Annotated in this window: 14 protein-coding genes; 12 read left to right on the forward strand and 2 right to left on the reverse strand. The window is 63.6% G+C overall.

All coding sequences use genetic code 11. The features are described from left to right. The first annotated feature begins 219 nt into the window (after positions 1–219). Positions 220–7,302, forward strand: coding sequence for a YadA-like family protein (locus NH14_RS09820; protein ID WP_168727138.1), 7,083 nt, complete (start codon positions 220–222; stop codon positions 7,300–7,302). A 163-nt stretch (positions 7,303–7,465) separates the two neighbouring features. On the opposite strand, the gene NH14_RS09825 is transcribed toward NH14_RS09820, so the two are convergent. Continuing rightward, a complete protein-coding gene (locus NH14_RS09825) occupies positions 7,466–8,323 on the reverse strand; it encodes a MurR/RpiR family transcriptional regulator (RefSeq protein ID WP_035535245.1) in 858 nt (285 codons plus the stop codon). A 278-nt stretch (positions 8,324–8,601) separates the two neighbouring features. Here NH14_RS09825 and edd point away from each other — a divergent pair, with 278 nt between their 5' ends. From edd to NH14_RS09845, 4 genes are all read left to right on the forward strand, one after another. Next, positions 8,602–10,482 (forward strand): phosphogluconate dehydratase, encoded by a 1,881-nt coding sequence (gene edd, locus NH14_RS09830; RefSeq protein ID WP_035535247.1) that lies wholly within the window; start codon positions 8,602–8,604, stop codon positions 10,480–10,482. Positions 10,483–10,517: 35 nt separating this feature from the next. Next, positions 10,518–11,159, forward strand: coding sequence for a bifunctional 4-hydroxy-2-oxoglutarate aldolase/2-dehydro-3-deoxy-phosphogluconate aldolase (gene eda, locus NH14_RS09835; protein WP_035535249.1), 642 nt, complete (start codon positions 10,518–10,520; stop codon positions 11,157–11,159). Positions 11,160–11,441: 282 nt separating this feature from the next. Beyond that, on the forward strand, positions 11,442–12,803 hold the full coding sequence (locus NH14_RS09840) for a GntT/GntP/DsdX family permease (RefSeq protein WP_035535251.1): 1,362 nt from the start codon (positions 11,442–11,444) through the stop codon (positions 12,801–12,803). An 18-nt stretch (positions 12,804–12,821) separates the two neighbouring features. After that, positions 12,822–13,325, forward strand: a complete 504-nt coding sequence (locus tag NH14_RS09845) for a gluconokinase (RefSeq protein WP_035535253.1) — start codon at positions 12,822–12,824, stop codon at positions 13,323–13,325. Positions 13,326–13,413: 88 nt separating this feature from the next. Here the strand turns inward: NH14_RS09845 and purB are convergent, their stop codons facing one another. Further along, positions 13,414–14,802, reverse strand: a complete 1,389-nt coding sequence (purB, locus tag NH14_RS09850; protein ID WP_035526969.1) for an adenylosuccinate lyase — start codon at positions 14,800–14,802, stop codon at positions 13,414–13,416. A gap of 158 nt (positions 14,803–14,960) precedes the next feature. On the opposite strand from purB, the gene NH14_RS09855 reads away from it, so the two are divergent. The 7 genes from NH14_RS09855 to NH14_RS09885 all read left to right on the forward strand — a co-directional run bounded on the left by NH14_RS09855 (position 14,961) and on the right by NH14_RS09885 (position 22,528). Then, on the forward strand, positions 14,961–16,769 hold the full coding sequence (locus NH14_RS09855) for a tetratricopeptide repeat protein (RefSeq protein ID WP_052148069.1): 1,809 nt from the start codon (positions 14,961–14,963) through the stop codon (positions 16,767–16,769). A 33-nt stretch (positions 16,770–16,802) separates the two neighbouring features. After that, positions 16,803–17,753 (forward strand): LysR substrate-binding domain-containing protein, encoded by a 951-nt coding sequence (locus tag NH14_RS09860; protein ID WP_035526967.1) that lies wholly within the window; start codon positions 16,803–16,805, stop codon positions 17,751–17,753. A 137-nt stretch (positions 17,754–17,890) separates the two neighbouring features. Then, positions 17,891–19,189, forward strand: a complete 1,299-nt coding sequence (locus NH14_RS09865) for a Glu/Leu/Phe/Val family dehydrogenase (RefSeq protein WP_035526965.1) — start codon at positions 17,891–17,893, stop codon at positions 19,187–19,189. A 225-nt stretch (positions 19,190–19,414) separates the two neighbouring features. Beyond that, positions 19,415–20,308 carry a glutamate/aspartate ABC transporter substrate-binding protein gene (locus tag NH14_RS09870; protein ID WP_035526963.1) on the forward strand — a complete coding sequence of 298 codons (894 nt, stop codon included), beginning with the start codon at positions 19,415–19,417 and terminating at the stop codon, positions 20,306–20,308. Positions 20,309–20,388: 80 nt separating this feature from the next. Beyond that, on the forward strand, positions 20,389–21,129 hold the full coding sequence (locus NH14_RS09875; protein ID WP_035526962.1) for an amino acid ABC transporter permease: 741 nt from the start codon (positions 20,389–20,391) through the stop codon (positions 21,127–21,129). Beyond that, complete coding sequence (gene gltK, locus NH14_RS09880; RefSeq protein WP_035526959.1) at positions 21,129–21,806, forward strand: glutamate/aspartate ABC transporter permease GltK; 678 nt, start codon at positions 21,129–21,131, stop codon at positions 21,804–21,806. The genes NH14_RS09875 and gltK overlap by 1 nt, the downstream gene beginning before the upstream one ends. Further along, positions 21,803–22,528, forward strand: coding sequence for an amino acid ABC transporter ATP-binding protein (locus NH14_RS09885; RefSeq protein ID WP_035526956.1), 726 nt, complete (start codon positions 21,803–21,805; stop codon positions 22,526–22,528). The genes gltK and NH14_RS09885 overlap by 4 nt, the downstream gene beginning before the upstream one ends. Positions 22,529–22,597 lie beyond the last annotated feature (69 nt).

The following is a 22,597-nucleotide window of genomic DNA, read 5'->3' on the forward strand; positions in this document are numbered from 1 at the left end:
CCTCTCGAGTAACGGGCGGCGCCGGCAATTCTCAGTTAAATCTGACGGTGCCTGGTTTTGGAGCCCATCCGGAAAACGATTATTCGTTCATATAAGGCGGTGAGTTTTCCGGCTCAAGGGAATTGCATTAGGGCGGTTTGCAAATCCGCTCGTAATGCGTCTGCGTGGGATGCGTAGACGCCAGTTGGGATCCCGTCTTTAATCAAGGTAAGGCAAAGAATGAACAAGACATATCGATCAATCTGGAATGAGTCCACGGGGACGTGGGTAGCCGTCCAGGAAAACGCCGCATCGCGGAGCAAGCGCTCGTCGAAGCCGATTGTTCTGGCCACCGGAGCGATGGGAGTTGCGACTAGCCTGCTGTCGGCGCACGCGTTTGCGGCAACCGCCGGCACCGTCGGGCAAGGCGGTCTGGAAATCTGCTCGGGTACGAGCGGCTACTCGTGGGGCTCTTCGGGCGGCAGCGAGTCGGTGAATTGCGCGTCAGGCACCACGGGCAAAAGCGACGGGCTCGCTTTCTCCTTGAACAATGCAGGCGATACCAAGGGCGGCTACGGTTTCGACGCCTCCACGGCGCAAGTGGCCGGCTATCAAAACGGTCTGCTCAACATCAAGGGGACGGACGTCCAGGTCTACGGCCCCACGACATTCCATAATGTCGTCACGATGAGCAACCAGAAGATCGTGCAACTCGCGCGCGGCGAAGTTTCGTCGGCCAGCGCGGACGCGGTCAACGGCTCGCAGCTCTACGGCTCGGTTTCGAGCGTGGCGAAGAATTTCGGCGGCGGCGCGGCTGTCGGGCCGGATGGCGCCATTAGCGCGCCGTCCTATGTGCTTTCCGGCTCCACCTATAACGACGTCGGGTCGGCGTTGTCGGCGCTCAGCAACGGTTCGGACACCAACGCGGTCCATTACGATTCATCGGCAAACACGTCTGTGACGCTGGGCGGGGTTGGCTCCACGACACCGGTCGCGCTGCACAACGTGGCGAACGGCGTCGTGAGCGAAACCAGCACCGACGCCGTGAACGGCGCACAACTGAATGGCGTGAACGCGTCGGTCACGAACATCGACAACAGCGTCACCAAGATTCAGAACACGTTGACCACGGCCGGCTGGGGCGCACAGGCCTCGTCGTCGAGTCCGACCGGCTATACCTATGGTGGCTTCAAAACTGCAGACGACGGCACGGTCAGCAACCCGGCGGTCCTCTATGTGCCGAATACCATTGGCACAGCGAACGCACAAATCGTTCTCGATCCGGGCCAGGGTAACAGCCTCTACTTCGTGAATGGCGATCGTAGCCAAGGCCTTTTGCCGAAGGGCACTGTCATCAGCAATGTGGCGGACGGCATTCAGGATACCGATGCGACCAACGTTGGCCAGGTGGCTGACATGATCGCCGCCAAAATCCCGGGCGGCCTGCAGCAGACGCCGAAGCTGCTCAAGGCCGGCGCCATGCGCTTGGGCGCCTCGCCGGGAGGTTCCGGCGTTGATCTTTCCACCGCGGACGGACAGCCGTACAGGACGGCGGCGTACTACTCGCAGGTGCGTGGCACTGGCAACGCGTCTGGCTCGACACCGCCGACCGACGTCGCGCGCGCGAACGGCGCCGGCAGCATCGCTATCGGCTCGAATACGGAAGCGGACGGCGGTGGCAGCACGGCAGTGGGTATCCAGTCGCTGGCTACGGCGAACGACTCGGTGGCGCTGGGTTCTGGTTCGGTCGCCAACGTCGCTAATACGGTCTCTATGGGTAGCGATGGCACGGCCACGCGTGCGGTCGTCAACCCGGACGGCACCACGAGCTACGTAAAGAGTCAGGCCAACACGCGTCGTGTCGTGAACATGGCCGCAGGCCAGAGCGACACCGATGCGGTGAACGTGTCGCAGCTCAAGGGTGTGACGAACGCGCTGGGTGGCGGTTCCACCGTGAACGCCGACGGCTCGGTCGTGGCGCCGACGTATGCGCTGTCGGGTGGCACCTACTCGGACGTGGGCTCGGCGCTGACCTCGGTGGACCAGAGCGTGACAAACCTGGCGGGCGAGGTGGCCAATGCGGTGATGTATGACTCCTCGGCGCACGACAAGGTGACGCTGGGCGGAGCGGACGCAAGCAAGACCGTAACGCTCACCAATGTTGCGAACGGCCAGTTGAACGCATCGAGCACCGACGCGGTGAACGGCGCGCAGTTGTTCGCGACGAACCAGAACGTGTCGAATCTCTCGGGCGACGTCACCAACATCCAGGGCGACATCACCAACATCAACGGCAAGCTCGCTGATGCCGTGACCTACGACTCGTCGGCGCACGATTCGCTGACGCTTGGTGGCACCGACGCAAGCGCACCGGTCGCGCTGCATAACGTCGCGAATGGCGAGCTCTCGGCTGGCAGCACCGATGCGGTCAACGGCGGCCAGCTCTACGCCACGAACTCGAACATCTCGAACCTTGCCGGCGACGTCACCAACATTCAGGGCAACATCACCAACATCAATGGCAAACTTGCTGATGCCGTGACCTACGACTCGTCAGCGCACGATTCGCTGACGCTTGGTGGTACCGACGCAAGCGCACCGGTCGCGCTGCACAACGTCGCGAATGGCGAGCTCTCGGCGGCCAGCACCGATGCGGTCAACGGCGCGCAGTTGTTCGCCACGAACTCGAACATCTCGAACCTTGCCGGCGACGTCACCAACATCCAGGGCGACATCACCAACATCAACGGCAAGCTCGCTGATGCCGTGACCTACGACTCGTCGGCGCACGAGTCTGTGACGCTCGGCGGCACGGGCTCGACCGTGCCGGTGGCGCTGCACAACGTGGCGGCCGGTGTCACGGCAAATGACGCCGTGAACGTGGGCCAATTGACCTCGGCCGGGTTCCAGGTCGATTCGTCGACGGGTTCCGTGCTGAACAAGGCGGTTACGTACAACGAGAGTTCGATTGCTTCGGGCTCGCCGACCATTACGCTGGAACCGGGCACCGGCAACAGCGGTTACTACCGCAACAGCAACCGCAACGACGGATTATTGCCCAAGGGCACGGTCATCAGTAACGTTGCGTCCGGCATTCAGGATACGGATGCGGCAAACGTTGGCCAGGTGTGGGACATCATGAATGGGCAGGGCGAGGCCGCCGCGATGGCGCCGAATATGCTGCTCAGATCGTCGCGCATGCTGCTGGGCGCGTCGCAGGGTTCGGGGGTCGATCTCTCGACGGCGGCCGGGGCACCGTACAAGACGGCGGCATATTACTCGCAGGTTCGCGGTACTGGTAACGCAGTGGGCTCGACGCCGCCGACCGACATGGCTCGTGCGAACGGCGCCGGCAGCATCGCCATCGGTTCGAACACGGAAGCAGACGGTGGCGGCAGCACGGCGGTGGGTGTCCAGTCGCTGGCCACGGCAAACGACTCGGTGGCGCTGGGTTCGGGTTCTGTTGCCAACGTCACGAACACGGTCTCGGTGGGTAGCGATGGCACGGCTACGCGTACCGTGATCAATCCGGACAACACCACGACTACGGTCCAGAGCCAGGCCAATACGCGCCGTATCGTGAATATGTCGGCAGGCCTTAACGATACCGACGCGGTGAACGTCTCGCAGATCAAGGGCATCACGAAAGCGCTGGGCGGCGGTGCGGACGTGAGCTCGACCGATGGCTCGATCACTGCGCCGAATTACGTGCTGGACGGTAACTCATACACGGATGTGGGTTCGGCGCTGCAGGCTGTCAACGACAAGGCAGGCTCGGGTTCAATGGACGGCGTGGTGTATGACACGTCGGCGCATGACACGGTGACGTTTGGCGGCTATGGCAAGAGCCATGCACCGGTCTTGTTGACGAACGTGGCGAACGGCCAGGTAAGCGCATCGAGTTCCGACGCTGTGAACGGTGCGCAACTGTACGCGCTGGGTGCGACGACGGACACTTCGGGCAATGTCACCAACGCGTTTGTTGCCTATGACGACACCACGAAGTCCAAGGTGACGCTCGGTGCCAAGGGCGCGACTACGGCGACGGTGCTCACGAACGTGGCCAACGGCCAGTTGAACGCATCGAGCACGGATGCGGTGAACGGTGCGCAACTGTACGCAACGAACCAGAGCGTCACGAGCATCGCGGGCGATGTGACGAACCTGTATGGCAAGATCCAGGACGCGGTGCTGTACGACACGTCGGCACACGACTCCGTGACCTTGGGCGGCAAGGGGTCGACCAAGCCGGTGGCGCTGCACAACGTGGCGAACGGCGCGGTGAACATGGCCAGCCTCGACGCGGTGAACGGCTCGCAGCTCTACGGCCTGGCTTCGAGCACGGCAACTGCGCTGGGTGGTTCGACTACCGTAAATGCCAACGGCTCGATCAGCGTGCCGAATTACGTGCTGGACGGGAAGTCGTACACGGACGTGGGCAAAGCACTGGATGCCATCAACACAAAGGCGGGGTCGGGTTCTGTGGATGGCGTGGTGTATGACACGTCGGCACATGACACGGTGACGTTTGGCGGCTATGGCAAGAGCCATGCACCGGTCTTGTTGACGAACGTGGCGAACGGCCAGGTAAGCGCATCGAGTTCCGATGCAGTGAACGGTGCGCAACTGTACGCGCTGGGTGCGACGACGGACACTTCGGGCAATGTCACGAATGCGTTTGTTGCCTATGACGACACCACGAAGACCAAGATCACGCTCGGTGCCAAGGGCGCGAGTACGGCGACGGTGCTCACGAACGTGGCTAACGCCCAGTTGACGGCATCGAGCACGGATGCGGTGAACGGTGCGCAACTGTACGCAACGAACCAGAGCGTAACGAGCATCGCGGGCGATGTGACGAACCTGTATGGCAAGGTTCAGGACGCGGTGCTGTACGACACGTCGGCACACGACTCCGTGACCTTGGGCGGCAAGGGTTCGACCAAGCCGGTGGCGCTGCACAACGTGGCGAACGGCGCGGTGAACATGGCCAGTCTCGACGCGGTGAACGGCTCGCAGCTCTACGGCCTGGCTTCGAGCACGGCAACTGCGCTGGGTGGTTCGACTACCGTAAATGCCAACGGCTCGATCAGCGTACCGAATTACAAGCTGATCGACGGAACATACACGAACGTGGGCGACGCGTTGGCGGCTATCGACGCCAAGGCGGGCTCGGGTAACGTGAATGGCGTGGTGTATGACACGTCGGCACATGACACGGTGACGTTTGGCGGCCAGAATTCGACTGTACCGGTCTTGCTGACGAACGTGGCGAACGGCCAGGTAATCGCATCGAGTTCCGATGCAGTGAACGGCGCACAGCTGTACGCGCTCGGTGCGACGACGGACACTTCGGGCAATGTCACCAACGCGTTTGTTGCCTATGACGACACCACGAAGACCAAGATCACGCTCGGAGCAAAGGGCGCGACTACGCCGACGTCGCTCACGAACGTGGCAAACGGCCAGCTGAACGCATCGAGCACGGATGCGGTGAACGGTGCGCAACTGTTCGCGACGAACCAGAGCGTAACGAGCATCGCGGGCGATGTGACGAACCTGTATGGCAAGGTTCAGGACGCGGTGCTGTATGACACGTCGGCACACGAATCCGTGACCTTCGGCACGTTGGGCAAGGCCGTGGCGCTGCACAACGTGGCAAACGGCGCGGTGAGCGTGGCAAGCCTTGACGCGGTGAACGGCTCGCAGCTCTACGGTCTGGCCAACTCGACGGCTGCAGCGCTGGGTGGCAAGACGAAGGTCAACTCCGACGGCTCGATCTCCGCTCCGACCTATGCCGTGGGTAAGGGGACGTACAACGACGTGGGCACTGCGCTTGACGCAATTGCCGCCCTTGCAACCGGCGGCTCGGTTGACGCGGTGATGTACGACTCGTCGGCGCACGACAAGATCACGCTGGGCGGTCAGAACTCCACGAGCAAGGGACCTGTCAAGGTAACGAACCTCGCCAACGCCTCGGAAGCCAGCGACGCCGTGAACCTCGCGCAGCTCGAAGCGATGGGCATGACCGTCGACACCTCCGGCAACGTGACGAATGCGTTCGTGGCCTACGACGACACGTCGAAGTCCTCGATCACGCTGGGCGGCGCCGATTCGACCAAGCCGGTTGCCATCCACAACGTGGCGAACGGTTCGGCAGCCAACGACGCCGTGAACGTCGCACAGCTTCAGGCGATGGGCGCGATCGTGGACAGCTCGGGCAACGTGACGAATTCGTTCGTTGCGTACGACGACGCGACGAAGGGTTCGGTCACGTTTGGCGGCATCGGTGCAACCGCACCGGTCAAGCTGCACAACGTTGCTGCGGGCGCAGTCACGTCGAGCAGCACCGACGCGATCAACGGCGCACAGCTGTACAACGTTGCGTCGAGCACTGCCAGCTCGCTGGGTGGTGGTTCGACGGTCAACGCCGACGGTTCGATCTCGGCGCCGACCTACGTGATCAGCGGCGGCACGTATAACAACGTGGGCGGCGCGCTGACGAATCTTGACGGCCGCGTGACGAATATCGAGAACACGGTGACCAACATCGCGGGCTCGGTGGCCAATGCGGTCCAGTATGACTCGTCGGCTCACGACAAGATCACGCTGGGCGGCACGGACGCGTCAACGGCGGTCAAGCTGACCAACCTGCAGGATGGCAAACTTTCGGCCAGCAGCACGGACGCCGTCACGGGTGCGCAGTTGTACGCGACGAACGTGGAAGTCTCGAACCTGAACCAGGCCATTCAGAACATCAACATCAACGGTTCTGAATACATGTCGACCAACTCGACGAGCGGCCCGGCTTCGGCCACTGGCTCCAACTCGATCGCGGCGGGCGGCGGCGCAACGGCTACGGGTGCGAACTCGACGGCCATGGGCGACAAGGCCAAGGCTACGGCTGACAACTCGGTCGCGCTGGGTGCGAACTCGGTGGCGGGCGAGGCGAACACGGTGTCCGTCGGTTCGGCGGGCAACGAGCGCCGGATCACCAATGTCGCAGCGGGCGTCAACCCGACCGATGCTGTCAACATGGGGCAGTTCCAGAGCGGCATGAGCTCGCTGCAGAGCGGCTTGAACTCCGTGGCGCGTAACGCCTACGGCGGCATTGCAGCGGCAACCGCGCTGACGATGATTCCGGACGTCGATCAGGGCAAGACCATTTCGGTTGGTGTCGGTACGGCCAACTTCAAGGGCTACCAGGCAGCGGCGATTGGTGCAACGGCTCGTATCACCCAGAACCTCAAGGTGAAGCTGGGCGGCGGCTATGCATCGAGCGGTGGAGCTACCTACGGCGGCGGTATGTCGTACCAGTGGTAAGTGTTTGATGGCAATCCAGGAGCGGTTCGTCCGCTTCTGGTGAGTCAATACACTGCTGCTCCGGCCGCGTAGTTTGGGCCGAAACGCAAGGCGGACTCTTTCGGGAGTCCGCTTTTTCTTTTTGGGGCGCGGTTTTCGGCTCCATCCTTGTAGCGCGACGCGTTTAGCCGTTCGCGTCCAGTCTGCGCCGCGCGATGATGTCCTTCGCGCCGGCAAGCTTTTCGGCGAGCTCCGGGCCGCGCTGCAACGCCACGCCCACCGCAAGGATGTCGCCGATGGCGAGATGCGAGGTGCGCGAGGTCATCGGCGAGAAGATGTCGGTGTCCTCGTCGACGTTCGCGTGCAGTCCAACGCTTGCGAGGCGCGCAAGCGGCGAGGTGCCGTGCGTGATTGCGATCACCTTCGCGCCGCGGCCGAGCGCCGTTTGCGCTGCATCCACCACGTCGCGCGTGCGTCCGGTGTTCGAGATGGCGACCACCACGTCGCCCGGCCCAAGCAGCGCCGCTGACATCAGGAACGTGTGCGGGTCCGAATAGGCGATGCTCGGCATGCCGAGTCGAAAGAATTTGTGCTGCATATCCTGCGCCGCGATGCCCGAGCCTCCCGCGCCATAAAACTCGATGCGCGACGCTTTGGCGAGCAGGTCGATGGCGGCGCCGAGCGCGTCCGTGGACAGGTTGTTGCGCACCTGCAAGAGCGCTCCGATCGTGCGGTCGAGCACCTTGGCCGCGACGCCGGACACGGGCTCGTCCGGGCTCACGTCGCGGTAGACGGCAGGCATTTCCGTGGGCAGATCGGCGGCCACAGCCTGCGCGAGGCGGATCTTGAACTCCCGAAAGCCCGAGAACCCGAGTGCATGGCAAAAGCGCGCGATGGTCGGCTGACTCACGCCCGCGCGCTGCGCGACCTCGGTCATGGAGAGGTCGAGCAATTCTCGCGGCGCTTCGACGATGTAATCGGCGAGCTTGCGCTCGGACGGGCGCAACTGTTCGCGAATGGCCTTCACTTGGGACAGCAGCATCGGAAAACTCGCACTATGCTGAAAGATCCGTTGAGAATAGCGGATCGATTGATATGTACAAAAACTACAAGAATCATCGGGAAGATGCAAGCAGGGTTTAGCCGGAGCAAGGGATATTCCCATAAATATGGGGGATTTTCAGCGCTTGCATGCTTCGGCTTCCTGGGCGAAACTGGGATTGCAGGCTTGTAGTTTTTCTACTAACATCGCCGCATCGCTGACCGGATCGCGCGATGCGTCCCCGAGCGTCCCGCGAGATAAAAATGGAAGGAGATTCGATGGTTTCCCCGCATTCGCATTTGATGAAGGTCACGCGGCGCGTGATCGAGCGCAGCAAGCCGACACGCGAGGCCTATCTCGCGCGCATCGAGGCGGCGCAGGATCGTTTTCCGGCGCGCGGCGCGCTGTCGTGCGCGAATCTCGCCCACGGTTTCGCCGGTCTCGAAGGGCGCGACAAGATCGCCATCAAGGCGATCCGCGAACCGAACATCGGCATCGTCTCGTCCTATAACGAGATGCTTTCGGCGCACGCCCCCTACAAAGATTTCCCCGAGATCATCAAGAAGGCCGCTCGCGAAGTGGGCGGCGTCGCGCAGTTCGCGGGCGGCGTACCCGCGATGTGCGATGGCGTCACGCAAGGCAACGCCGGTATGGAACTGTCGCTGTTCTCGCGCGAAGTGATCGCGATGAGCACGGCCGTTGCGCTCACGCACAACATGTTCGACGCGGCGCTGTGCCTGGGCGTGTGCGACAAGATCGTGCCGGGTCTGCTGATCGGCGCGCTGCAATTCGGCCATCTGCCCACGATTTTCGTGCCCGCCGGCCCGATGACAAGCGGCATTTCGAACGACGACAAAGCGAAGGTGCGCCAGAAATTCGCGACGGGCCAGTGCGATCGCGAGGCGCTGCTCGAATCCGAGGCCGCCGCATACCACGGCCACGGCACCTGTACGTTCTACGGCACGGCCAACAGCAATCAAATGCTGATGGAGGTCATGGGCCTGCATTTGCCGGGCTCGGCATTCATCCATCCGCATACGCCGCTGCGCGATGAACTTACGGCAGCGGCTGCGCGCCGCGTGCTCGAACTCACCGTCGAGCGCGGCAACTACACGCCGATCGGCCACGTGATCGACGAGAAGGCGGTGATCAACGGCATCGTCGCGCTGATGGCGACGGGCGGCTCGACCAACCATACGCTGCATCTCGTGGCGATGGCGCGCGCGGCGGGCATCATCATCGACTGGAACGACTTCGACGAGCTTTCGGCTGCGGTGCCGCTGCTCGCGCGCGTCTATCCGAACGGCAAGGCCGATGTGAACCATTTCCATGCGGCGGGCGGCATCGCCTTCCTCGTGCGCGAGCTGCTCGACGGCGGCCTGCTTCACGAAGACGTGAAGACGGTGGCGGGCGAGGGCCTGCGCCACTACACCGAAGAGCCGAAGCTGCTCGACGGCAAGCTCACGTGGGTGCCGGCGGTCGAGAAGAGCGCTGACACGGCTGTGCTGCGTCCGCTTCCCGAGCCGTTCCAGCCCGACGGCGGCCTGCGTCTGATGCAAGGCCGCATCGGCCGCGGCGTCATCAAGATTTCGGCGGTGGCGCCCGATCATCGCCTCGTGCGCGCGCCGGCCGTCGTGTTCGATTCGCAGGAGGCCGTGCAGGAAGCGTTCGATCGCGGCGAACTCGAACGCGATTTCGTGGCCGTCGTGCGCTTCCAGGGCGCGCGCGCCAATGGCATGCCGGAATTGCACCGCCTCACGCCGCTGCTCGGCGTGCTGCAGGACAAGGGCTTTCACGTTGCGCTCGTGACCGATGGGCGCATGTCGGGCGCGTCGGGAAAGGTGCCGGCCGTGATCCACGTTTCGCCCGAAACGCTGCTGCATGGGCCGATTGGCAAGGTGCGCGATGGCGACATCGTCGTGATCGATGCGGTCGCTGGCGTGCTGGACGTGGAAGTGGACGAGGCCGAATGGAGTGCGCGCCCGGTTGCGCAGCCCGCGCACCAGGAGAGCAACGAAGTGGGCTTCGGCCGCGAACTGTTCGGCGTATTCCGCGCCGCTGCCGCGCCGGCTGAGCTGGGTGCGTCGGTGTTCGGACCGCTTGTCGGCGAAGCGCCGGCTACGCCAGCGACTGCCGCTGCCGCACGCGCGACGCACTGAGCGACAAACTGAATTCATCATCAAGGAGCCTGATCATGGCAACAAGCACGGTGGCCGACATTGTCCGCCTCGGCCCGGTGATCCCGGTGCTGGCATTCGACACGCCCGAGCAGGGCGAGCACGTTTCGCGCGCGCTGCATGCGGGCGGCGTTAAGGTATTGGAGATCACGCTGCGCACGGCGGCCGGTCTCGAAGCAATCGAGCGCGCTGCGCAGATCGCGCCGGACATCGTCGTGGGCGTGGGTACGATCACGAAGCCCGAGCATTGCGCGCTCGCGAAGAAGGCCGGCGCGAAGTTCGGCGTCTCGCCGGGCCTCACGCGCGAGATTCATCAGGCGTCGCTCGATGCGGGGCTGCCGCTGCTGCCCGGCGTCATGACGCCGACGGACATCATCGTGGCGATGGAACTCGGCTACGAGATCGTCAAGTTTTTCCCCGCGGTGCCGGCGGGCGGCCTCAACATGCTGCAGGCTTTCCATGGCCCGTTCCCGACGCTAAAGTTTTGCCCCACGGGCGGCATCACGTCCGAATCGGCGATCAACTTCCTCGCGCTGCCCAACGTGGTTTGCGTGGGCGGCTCGTGGCTCACGCCGAAGGCGGCGCTCGCCGCCCAGGACTGGGCCGAAGTGACGCGTCTCGCACGCGCCGCGAGCGAGCTGGCGCGCCCGGTGCGCTGAAGTTGCATGTGGCGGGCGGTATTCCGGGCGTTCGCGCCCCGATTTAGATCTGCTGCATTCGCGAGCCGCGCAGGCCGCGCCCTTCGGGGCGCATGGCCTGCGCGGCTCGCGCGTCTGCGCTTGTTTTTCGCTCGTTTTTCAGGCACGCGGCTCGGAAAGCCGCTATAACCTCTACAATCCCGGACCCTCGACAGCCGAACTCTTCCGTGCAGCGTGGTGACGCGTGGTGACGTGCTCGCGCCGCTGCGGAAGAACAAAGACAACTAACAGGAGAAGAGCCTCATGGGAGTGGCCCACGGCAGTACGCTGCTGATTTACGCGGTCGTTGCGATCGCTGCGCTGATCTTCATGATCACGCGCTGGAAGGTTTATCCGTTCCTCGTCCTGATCATCGTTTCGTTGCTGCTCGGCCTGGTTGCCGGCATGCCGATGGATACGATCGTCAAATCGTTCGAAACCGGCAACGGCAATACGCTCGGCCACATTGCCATCGTGGTGGGCCTCGGCACCATGCTCGGCAAGATGATGGCGGAATCGGGCGGCGCCGAGCGCGTCGCCACGACGCTGATCCGCTGGTTCGGCGAGAAGAACATCCACTGGGCGATGATGTTCGTCGCGATCATCGTGGGCTTGCCGGTGTTCTTCGAAGTCGGCTTCGTGCTGCTGATTCCGATCGCGTTCAACGTCGCCAAACGCACCGGCAAATCGCTGCTGCTGGTCGGCCTGCCGATGGTGGCGGGGCTGTCCGTCGTGCACGGCCTGATTCCGCCGCACCCGGCCGCGCTGCTCGCGGTGCAGGCGTATCACGCCGACATCGGCAAGACCATCGCTTACGGCCTGATCGTCGGGGTTCCGACCGCGATCGTCGCCGGCCCGCTGTTCGCGCTGCTCATCCATCGCGCGATCAAGCTGCCCGAGAACAATCCGCTCGCGGACCAGTTCATCGGCGACATGAAGATCAAGGCCGATCACGAGCTGCCCAGCTTCGGCATCACGCTCTTCACGATCCTGCTGCCCGTGATCCTGATGCTGGTCGGCAGTTGGGCCGACCTCGTGTTCACGCCCAAGACCTTGCCGAACAGTCTGCTGCACTTTGTCGGCACCTCGGACGTCGCGCTGCTGATTGCCGTGCTGGTCAGCTTCTGGACCTTCGGCGCGCAACGCGGCTTCAACCGCGCGCAGATCCAGAAGTTCTGCGGCGACTGCCTCGCACCGATCGCGGGCATCACGCTCATCGTGGGCGCGGGCGGCGGCTTCGGCCGCGTGCTGATGGACGGTGGTATCTCGAAGGAGATCGTCGCGGTGGCGCAGTCGGCGCATCTTTCGCCGCTGCTGTTCGGCTGGTTCGTTGCGGCGCTGATCCGTCTCGCGACCGGCTCGGCTACCGTTGCCATGACGACGGCCTGCGGCATCGTCGCGCCGGTTGCGGCCGCGAGCGGCGCGGCTGTGAGCCCTGAGCTGCTGGTGCTCGCGACGGGCTCGGGCTCGCTGATCTTTTCGCACGTCAACGACGGCGGCTTCTGGCTGATCAAGGAATACTTCGGCATGACGGTCGGCCAGACCTTCAAGACCTGGTCGCTGTGCGAGACTATCATTTCGCTGATGGGCCTCGGACTGACTTTCGTGCTGGCGAGCGTGGTGTAAAGAGACGAGGGTGCGGCAATGATTCTGATCGCGATGGGAGTGTCGGGGGCGGGCAAGACCCGCATTGGCGAGTTGCTGGCCGAGCGCCTGCACTGCAGCTTCACCGACGGCGACGCTTTCCACAGCGAAGCCAACAAGAAGAAGATGCACGACGGCATCCCGCTCACCGACGACGACCGCTGGCCCTGGCTGCGCACGATCCGCGCGGCCATCGAGGAAAAGCAGCGTGCGCACGAGACGGCCGTGTTCACGTGCTCGTCGCTCAAGCGCTCGTACCGCGATATCCTGCGCGGCAGCGACCGCGACGTGTTCTTCGTTTACCTGAAGGGCAGCTTCGAGGTGTTGCACGAGCGCCTCGCGTCGCGCACGGGCCACTTCTTCGATCCGTCCTTGCTGCAAAGCCAGCTCGACACGCTCGAAGCGCCGGACCCGGACGAGGCAATCGAGGTGAGCATCGAGCACACGCCCGAGCAGATCGTCGATGAGGTGATCCGGCAGATGGAGACGCGCGGCGCGAGTTGATCGCTTCGTGTGGACGTGAAGGACGTAAAAAAGGCGCTTCGTTCAYKRCGAACGAGCGCCTTTTTTGTTGAGACGACGGGTTGTTGACTTACGAAATGCGCTTGGCCAGCTCCGCCGCCTTGCCGACGTACGAAGCCGGCGTCATCGCCATCAGACGCTGCTTCGCATCTTCCGGAATCGCCAGGCCGCTCACGAAGGTCTGCAGCGCTTCGCGCGTGATGCCCTTGCCGCGCGTGAGCTCCTTCAACTGTTCATACGGGTTTTCGATGCCGTAGCGGCGCATGACCGTCTGCACCGGCTCGGCCAGCACTTCCCACGTGGCGTCGAGGTCTTCGTTCAGGCGCAGCGGGTTCACTTCGAGCTTGTCCAGACCGCGGATCAGCGAGTCGTACGCGAGCAGCGAGTAGCCGAACGCGACGCCGATGTTGCGCAGCACCGTCGAGTCGGTGAGGTCGCGCTGCCAGCGCGAGACCGGGAGTTTGTCGGCGAGGTGGCGCAGCGTGGCGTTCGCGAGGCCGAGGTTGCCTTCCGAGTTCTCGAAGTCGATCGGGTTGACCTTGTGCGGCATCGTCGACGAGCCGATCTCGCCGGCCTTGGTCTTCTGCTTGAAGTAGCCGACCGAGATGTAGCCCCACACGTCGCGGTCGAGGTCGAGCAGGATCGTGTTGGCGCGCGCGATGGCGTCGAACAGTTCGGCCATGTAGTCGTGCGGCTCGATCTGGATCGTGTACGGGTTGAAGGTGAGCTTCAGGCGCTTTTCGACGACGTCCTTCGAGAACGCTTCCCAGTCGAATTCCGGATACGCCGAGAGATGCGCATTGAAGTTGCCCACCGCGCCGTTCATCTTGCCGAGCAGTTCGACCTTCTCGATGCGCTGGATCGCGCGCGCAAGCCGCGCCGCGACGTTGGCGACTTCCTTGCCGAGCGTGGTCGGGCTGGCGGGCTGGCCATGCGTGCGCGAGAGCATCGGCTGGTCGGCCTGCGCGTGGGCGAGCGCGACGAGGCGCTGGTGCACCGAACGCAGCGCCGGCAGGATCACGTGCTCGCGGGCGCCCGCGAGCATCAGGCCGTGCGAGGTGTTGTTGATGTCTTCCGAAGTGCAGGCGAAGTGGATGAACTCGCTCGCGCGCTCGAGCTCCGGCTGACCCTTCACCGATTCCTTGAGCCAGTACTCGACGGCCTTCACGTCGTGGTTCGTCACGCGCTCGATGTCCTTGATGCGCGCGGCGTCGTGCGCCGTGAAGTTCTCGGCGAGCTTGAGCAGGAATTGCTCCGAGGCTTCCGAAAAGCGCGGCACTTCCGCGAAACCGGCCTGCGAGAGTGCGATGAGCCAGTGGATTTCGACGGTCACGCGGTTGCGCATGAACGCGGCTTCCGACAACCAGTCGCGCAGGGCTTCGGTTTTCGAGGCGTAGCGGCCGTCGAGCGGGGAGAGCGCGTTGAGCGCGAAGAGGGTATCGGGACGAGTATCGGACATGATGGGGACGTAACGTATGGCGTTACGGTCAGAAAGGAACCGGAGGGAGCCGCATATTTTATCACCACGCTGACAGGGGCCGGGGCGATGGTGATATATGAGACGGATATAGAGTGGCGCGGTTTGCGGCTTCGGTCGCTTTTTGCTTTTCGTCTCGCATGAACCACGATATCTCTCCCGCGCCTGGCCATGAGCATGAGATTGCCGCGCTGCTCGAAGCGGGCCTCGCGCACCACCGCTCCGGCCGGCTGGGCGACGCGCAGGCGTTCTACGCGCGCATTCTCGACTTGCAGCCTGATCAGCCTTGCGCGCTGCATTACTTCGGCGTGCTGGCGCTCAATCAGGGCGACCCCGAACGCGCCGCGCTACTGATGGATCGCGCGCTTGCGCAGACGCCCGGCGACGCCGAGTTGCTGGGCAATCGCGGCGTGGTCGCGGCGCGGAAGGGCGATCACGCGGCCGCTGCCGCGCTGCAGCGCAAGGCCATCGAGATCGCGCCCGAGTTTGCGAACGCGCACAACAATCTTGGCAATGCGCTGATGGAGCTCGGCGACCTCGCCTGCGCGGAGCAACACTACCGGCGGGCTCGCTTGCTCGACCCGCACTCGGCGCATTTCGCGTTCAATCTGGGCCGCGCGCTCGAGAAGGCCGGCCGCGTACCTGAGGCTGTCGCGCAATACCAGGATGCACGCGCCCGCGATCCCGACGACACTCAAACGCTCATGCATCTAGGCAAGCTTTTGCGCGTGGCCGCGGAGCACGCGCAGGCAGCGGCTTGCTTCGAGCGGATCGTCGTGCTTCAGCCAGAGAACGCCAACGCGCACTTCGAGCTCGGTTACGTCTACGACGCGCTGCATCGCTATGAGGAAGCGATTCCACACTATCGGCGCGCCGCGGCGCTCAAGCCCGACGCGGCGGGTGCCGTGAACAATCTCGCGTTCGCGCTCACGGCGCTCGCGCGTTACGACGAGGCCGAGGTGAACTATCGCCGCGCGCTCGAAATGAGCCCGGGCTTGCCGGAACCGCAGTTCCAGCTCGGCATGCTGTTGCTGCGGCGCGGCGAATACGAGGGAGGCTGGCCGCTCTTCGAGCACCGCAAGACCACGACGACCGGCAAGCCCAACTACCGCAAGCTGCCGTGCGCCGAATGGCAGGGCGAGCCGCTAGCGGGCAAGCGCTTTCTGATCGCGCGCGAGCAGGGCTTGGGCGATCAGATCCAGTTCGTGCGTTATGCGGGGCTGCTGGCGGAAATGGGCGCGCAGGTCGATGCGTGGGTTGCGCCGGAGCTGGCTTCGCTTGCCGCGACGGTGCCGGGCGTGGCCCACGTGCTCGACACCGCGCCGGCCGACGAAGCGATCAGCGAGCGCTACGACTACTGGTGCGATGTGATGAGCTTGCCGCTGAAGTTTCCAGGCCAGCCGATCCATGCGCCCGTGCCCTACATGCACGCCGATGCTGCGCAGGCCGCCACCTGGCGCGTGCGCGTGGACGCCCTCGCGGGCAACGCATCGCGCCGCATCGGGCTGGTCTGGGCCGGCAACCCGCTTCATCTGTTCGATACGTTCCGCTCGGTGCCGCTCACGGCCTTGCTGCCGCTCGCCGCGCTCGAGGGCAATGCATGGTTTGCTATCCAGAAGGGGCCCGGCGCCGCCCAGCTCGCCGGGGTGGCGGGGCGCTGGCCGCTCCATGCGCTCGGCGACGTTCTCCACGATTTTGCGAGCACCGCCGCGCTCATCGAAAGCCTCGATCTCGTGATCACCGTCGATACCTCGGTTGCGCATCTCGCGGGCGCGCTTGGCAAGCCGGTGTGGGTGCTGCTCGCCGCACAGCCCGACTGGCGCTGGGGCATGGGGCGCACCGATTCGGTGTGGTATCCGTCGGCACGGCTGTTCCGGCAATCCACGCTCGGCGACTGGGGCCGCGTGGTAAGCGAGCTGGAGGTCGCGCTGGCGAGCGCGCGGGCCTAGAATGCGGACTTCTCATCCGCAATCAGGCTTTGCATGGAACTCAAATGGCTTGAAGACTTCGTTTCGCTGGCGGAAACGCATAGTTTCAGCCGCTCGGCCGAGTTGCGGCACGTAACGCAGCCGGCGTTCTCGCGCCGCATCCAGGCGCTCGAAGCGTGGCTCGGCACCGAACTGATCGATCGTTCGGTCTATCCCACGCGGCTGACCTCGGCGGGGCAGGTGTTTTACGAGCAGGCGCTCGCGATGCTCTCGCAGTTTCACGAGGCGCGCGCTGTGCTGCGCGGCCATACGGCCACGCCCGCCGCGACGATCGAATTCGCGGTGCCGCACACGCTCTCGCTCACGTATTTCCCGCGCTGGCTCCAGCGCATCGAAGCGAAGCTTGGCCGGATCCACACGCGCCTGCGCGCGCTGAACGTGCACGACGCGGTGCTCTCGCTCGTGGAGGGCGGCTGCGATCTCGTGATGGGATATCACCATCCGAGCCACCCGGTAACGCTCGACCCGGCGCGCTACGACACGCTCACACTCGGCATCGAGCCCATCAGCCCATACTCGGCGCCGCAGCGCGCGGGCCGCGCGCGCTACACGCTGCCCGGCACCGCCGACGCGCCCACACCGTATCTCTCCTATACGCCGAACGCCTATCTGGGCCGCATGACCGAGGTGATCGTCGCCAATGCGCCGGCGCGGCTGTATCTGGACCGCGTCTATGAAACCGACATGGCCGAGGGTCTCAAGGCGATGGCGCTCGCGGGCCACGGCATCGCGTTCCTGCCGCACAGCGCGGTGGAGGATTCCGTTGCGCAAGGCAACCTGATCCGGCTCGATCGCGGCACGCGCGGCGTGCCCGAGGGCCAGTTCACGCTCGATATGGAGATTCGTCTCTACCGCGACAAGCTCGCTTCGCAGGGCAACGACGCGCGCGAGATGCTCGTGCGCGCGCTGTGGGACGTCGTGAGCGACGAGGTGGCGCGCGGTTGAACGAGGCTGAGTGCGACACATTCTTTCGACTTCGAAAACGTTATGCACAATACGCATAACGGGATGATCAAACGGCATTGGATTTCGTGTGGGTGTTTTCTGACAATGGCTCCACTTCTTTGATCGCTGGAGCGTTCATGTCTTCCCAATCGCAGTCTGCAGTGTCTTCGGTTCCGTCCTATCTTCACGCGGACGATCTTGGTCCGTGGGGCAACTATCTTCGTCAGGTCGATCGCGTCGCGCCATATCTCGGCTCGCTGTCGCGCTGGCTCGAAACGCTCAAGCGCCCGAAGCGCATTCTGATCGTAGACTGCCCGATCGAACTCGATAACGGCACCGTTGCGCACTTCGAAGGCTATCGCGTGCAGCACAACGTCTCGCGCGGTCCCGGCAAGGGCGGCGTGCGTTACCACCAGGACGTTACGCTCTCCGAAGTGATGGCGCTGTCCGCGTGGATGTCGGTGAAGAATGCAGCAGTGAACGTGCCGTACGGCGGCGCGAAGGGCGGCATCCGCGTCGACCCGCGCACGCTTTCGCGTGGCGAGCTTGAGCGTGTGACGCGCCGCTACACCAGCGAGATCGGCATCATCATCGGACCGAACACCGACATTCCCGCGCCGGACGTGAACACGAACGAGCAGATCATGGCGTGGATGATGGACACGTACTCGATGAACCAGGGCCAAACGGCCACCGGCGTCGTGACGGGCAAGCCCATCTCGCTCGGCGGCTCGCTCGGCCGCCGCGAGGCAACGGGCCGCGGCGTGTTCGTCGTGGGCTGCGAAGCGGCGCGCCGCAAGGGCCTGTCGATCGAAGGCGCACGCATCGCCGTGCAGGGCTTCGGTAACGTGGGCGGTATCGCTGCGCGTCTGTTCCAGGAAGCGGGCTCGAAGATCGTGGCCGTGCAGGATCACACGGGCTCGCTCTACAAGTCGACGGGCATGGACGCGGCAGCGCTGCTCGAGCACGTGGGCAAGACGGGCGGCGTGGCGGGCTTCCCGGGCGCGGACATGCTCAGCAACGAAGAATTCTGGACCATCGAAACCGATATCCTGATTCCGGCCGCTCTGGAAAACCAGATCACCGAACACAACGCGGGCAAGATCCGCACGAAGATCATCGTGGAAGGCGCGAACGGCCCGACCACGACGGCCGCCGACGACATCCTGCACGACAAGGGCGTCCTCATCATTCCGGACGTGGTGGCAAACGCGGGTGGCGTGACCGTTTCGTACTTCGAATGGGTGCAGGACTTCTCGAGCTTCTTCTGGACCGAGTCCGAGATCAACGAGCGTCTCGAGCGCGTGATGCGCGAAGCGTTCACGGCGGTCTGGCAAGTGGCGAGCGAGCAGGGCGTGTCGATGCGCACGGCGGCGTTCATCGTTGCATGTAAGCGCATCCTGATGGCGCGCGAAATGCGCGGCCTGTACCCCTGATCGAGGCGCAACTTCGGAGAGCACCTTCGAAGCGCGAAGCATCCGGCAGCGGTAAAAATTACGTTTTGAATCGTTGCTGAAAGAAGGCGGGCGGCCCCCAAAAAGGGCCGCCTGCTTTTGCATTGGCGGTGTATAAAACACTCATGCAGCGCCAGGGTCCACCTTAATTCTTTCAATAAAATTACTTTGCTACACTGGCGGCGATTCTTGCCAAGGAGATCAAGGATGAAAATCAAAAAGGCTGCGCTCGTTCTCGCCGCACTCGGTTTCGTTGCCGTAAGCGCGCATGCGCAGGACTCGGGCACGCTCAAGAAGATCAAGGACACGGGCGTCATCTCGCTCGGTCACCGCGAATCGTCGATTCCGTTTTCATACTATGACGACAAGCAGAACGTGGTTGGCTACTCGCAGGACTTCGCGATGAAGATCGTCGAGGCGGTGAAGCAGAAGCTGAACATGCCGAACCTCAAGGTCAAGATGGTGCCCATCACCTCGCAGAACCGCATTCCGCTCGTGCAGAACGGCACGATCGACATCGAGTGCGGCTCCACGACCAATAACGCCGAACGCCAGCAGCAGGCCGCCTTCACGAACACGATTTTCGTGATCGGCACGCGCCTCATGACGAAGAAGGATTCGGGCATCAAGGACTTCGCCGACCTCAAGGGCAAGACCGTCGTGACGACGGCGGGCACGACGTCCGAGCGCCTCCTGCGCAAGATGAACCAGGACAAGAGCCTCGGCATGAGCATCATCAGCGCGAAGGACCATGGCGAGTCGTTCATGACGCTGTCCACGGGCCGCGCGGCGGCGTTCATGATGGACGACGCGCTGCTCGCGGGCGAGCGCGCGAAGTCGAACAATCCGGGCGATTTCGTGATCGTCGGCACGCCGCAATCGCATGAGGCCTACGGCTGCATGATGCGCAAGAACGACCCCGAGTTCAAGAAGGTCGCCGACGACGCCATCGCGAAGGTCCAGACCTCGGGACAAGCCGATGCGATCTACAAGAAGTGGTTCGAATCGCCGATTCCGCCGAAGGGCCTCAACCTGAACTTCCCGGAAAGCGACGACATGAAGGCGCTCTTCAAGAGCCCGAACGACAAGGCAATCGACTGACCCGGGCGCAAGCCTGATCGGCGTGTAACACAGAACGGAAGAAGCCGCGCTTCTTCCGTTCTTTTTGTTGGAGGCTCTTCATGTCCTACCACTGGAACTGGGGCATATTGCTCAGCCCGGTCTCGACGGGCGAACCCACCACCTATCTCGGCTGGATCATCTCCGGCCTCTGGGTGACGGTGTCGGTGTCGCTCTGCGCGTGGGTGATCGCGCTCATCGTCGGCTCGTTGTTCGGCGTGCTGCGCACGGTGCCGAACAAGTACGCGGCCGCCGTGGGCACCGTCTATGTCGCGATCTTTCGCAACATCCCGCTCATCGCGCAATTCTTCATCTGGTACTTCGTGCTGCCGGAAATCTTGCCGCCCTCGCTTGGCAACGCGTTCAAGCAACTGCCGCCCGGCGTGCAGTTCTTCACCGCGTCGGTGATCTGTCTCGGGCTCTTCACGGCCGCGCGCGTGTGCGAACAGGTGCGCTCGGGCATCAACGCGCTGCCGCGCGGCCAGCGCGCCGCCGGCCTCGCGATGGGTTTCACGCAGTGGCAGACGTATCGCTACGTCTTGCTGCCGGTGGCTTACCGCATCATCGTGCCGCCGCTCACCTCCGAGTTTCTCAACATCTTCAAGAACTCGGCGGTGGCGTCCACCATCGGCCTGCTCGATCTTTCCGCCCAGGCGCGCCAGCTCGTCGACTACACCGCGCAAAGCTATGAGTCGTTCATCTCGGTCACGCTCGCCTACGTGCTGATCAACCTGATCGTCATGGCGCTGATGCGGTGGGTCGAGTCGAAGTCCAGGCTGCCCGGCTATATCGGAGGCAAGTGATGCATCATTTCGACTGGAGCGGTATTCCGGGCGCGCTGCCGACGTTGTGGACCGGCGCCATCGTCACCTTCAAGATCACGGTTTGCGCGATCGTCGTGGGGATTCTGTGGGGCACGCTGATCGCGCTCATGCGCCTCTCGGGCGTGAAGCTGCTCGGCTGGTTCGCGCAGGGCTACGTCACGGTGTTCCGCTCGATTCCGCTCGTGATGGTCCTGCTGTGGTTCTTCCTGATCGTGCCGCAGTTGCTGCAGAATCTGCTCGGCCTCTCGCCTGACATCGACATCCGGCTGGCTTCCGCAATGATCGCGTTCTCGCTGTTCGAGGCCGCGTATTATTCGGAGATCATCCGCGCCGGTATTCAGGCGGTGCCGCGCGGGCAGGTGAATGCGTCGTTCGCGCTCGGCATGCGCTACGGCCAGGCGATGCGCTTCGTGGTGCTGCCGCAGGCGTTCCGCGCGATGGTGCCGCTGCTGCTCACGCAGGCCATCGTGCTGTTTCAGGACACCTCGCTCGTCTACGTGATCAGCCTCGCCGACTTCTTCCGCACCGCAACCAATATCGGCGATCGTGACGGAACGATGGTCGAGATGGTACTGTTCGCGGGCGCATGCTATTTCGTGATCTGCGTGATCGCGTCGACCCTTGTGAAAGGTCTTCAGAAAAAGGTCGCAAGATGATTTCAATTAAGAACGTTTCGAAGTGGTACGGCCCGTTCCAGGTGCTGACCGACTGCACGACGGAAGTGAAGAAGGGCGAGGTGGTGGTGGTGTGCGGGCCGTCGGGCTCGGGCAAATCCACACTCATCAAGACCGTCAACGGACTCGAGCCGTTCCAGCAGGGCGAGATCCTCGTGAACGGCCAGTCGGTGGGCGACAAGCGCACCAATCTCTCGAAGTTGCGCGCGAAAGTGGGCATGGTGTTCCAGCACTTCGAGCTGTTCCCGCACCTGTCGATTACCGAGAACCTCACGCTCGCGCAGATCAAGGTGCTCGGCCGCGGCAAGGACGAGGCCACCACGAAGGGTCTGAAACTGCTCGACCGCGTGGGCCTGCGCGCGCATGCGGACAAATACCCGGGCCAGCTTTCGGGCGGTCAGCAGCAGCGCGTGGCGATCGCGCGCGCTCTCTCGATGGACCCCATCGCGATGTTGTTCGACGAGCCTACCTCGGCGCTCGACCCCGAGATGATCAACGAGGTGCTCGACGTGATGGTGGAGCTCGCGCAGGAAGGCATGACCATGATGTGCGTGACGCACGAAATGGGCTTCGCCAAGAAGGTCGCGCATCGCGTGATCTTCATGGACAAGGGGCTCATCGTGGAGGACGACCGCAAGGAAGACTTCTTCGCGAATCCGAAGTCGGACCGTGCGAAGGATTTTCTCGCGAAGATCCTGCACTGAGCGTTTCGCGCCGCGAGGCATAAAAAACCGCGCAGGCCTTCGGGCCTTGCGCGGTTTTTTCGTTCGGGC

This window comes from Paraburkholderia sacchari, from assembly GCF_000785435.2.
Taxonomy (GTDB): Bacteria; Pseudomonadota; Gammaproteobacteria; order Burkholderiales; family Burkholderiaceae; genus Paraburkholderia; species Paraburkholderia sacchari.

Coding starts and splice junctions, on each gene's coding strand:
- NH14_RS09870 (WP_035526963.1), top strand. CDS start 19,415: ATGAAAATCAAAAAGGCTGCGCTCGTTCTCGCCGCACTCGGTTTCGTT.
- NH14_RS09825 (WP_035535245.1), bottom strand. CDS start 8,323: ATGCTGCTGTCCCAAGTGAAGGCCATTCGCGAACAGTTGCGCCCGTCC.
- NH14_RS09865 (WP_035526965.1), top strand. CDS start 17,891: ATGTCTTCCCAATCGCAGTCTGCAGTGTCTTCGGTTCCGTCCTATCTT.
- NH14_RS09875 (WP_035526962.1), top strand. CDS start 20,389: ATGTCCTACCACTGGAACTGGGGCATATTGCTCAGCCCGGTCTCGACG.
- NH14_RS09855 (WP_052148069.1), top strand. CDS start 14,961: ATGAACCACGATATCTCTCCCGCGCCTGGCCATGAGCATGAGATTGCC.
- edd (WP_035535247.1), top strand. CDS start 8,602: ATGGTTTCCCCGCATTCGCATTTGATGAAGGTCACGCGGCGCGTGATC.
- eda (WP_035535249.1), top strand. CDS start 10,518: ATGGCAACAAGCACGGTGGCCGACATTGTCCGCCTCGGCCCGGTGATC.
- NH14_RS09845 (WP_035535253.1), top strand. CDS start 12,822: ATGATTCTGATCGCGATGGGAGTGTCGGGGGCGGGCAAGACCCGCATT.
- purB (WP_035526969.1), bottom strand. CDS start 14,802: ATGTCCGATACTCGTCCCGATACCCTCTTCGCGCTCAACGCGCTCTCC.
- NH14_RS09840 (WP_035535251.1), top strand. CDS start 11,442: ATGGGAGTGGCCCACGGCAGTACGCTGCTGATTTACGCGGTCGTTGCG.
- gltK (WP_035526959.1), top strand. CDS start 21,129: ATGCATCATTTCGACTGGAGCGGTATTCCGGGCGCGCTGCCGACGTTG.
- NH14_RS09860 (WP_035526967.1), top strand. CDS start 16,803: ATGGAACTCAAATGGCTTGAAGACTTCGTTTCGCTGGCGGAAACGCAT.
- NH14_RS09820 (WP_168727138.1), top strand. CDS start 220: ATGAACAAGACATATCGATCAATCTGGAATGAGTCCACGGGGACGTGG.
- NH14_RS09885 (WP_035526956.1), top strand. CDS start 21,803: ATGATTTCAATTAAGAACGTTTCGAAGTGGTACGGCCCGTTCCAGGTG.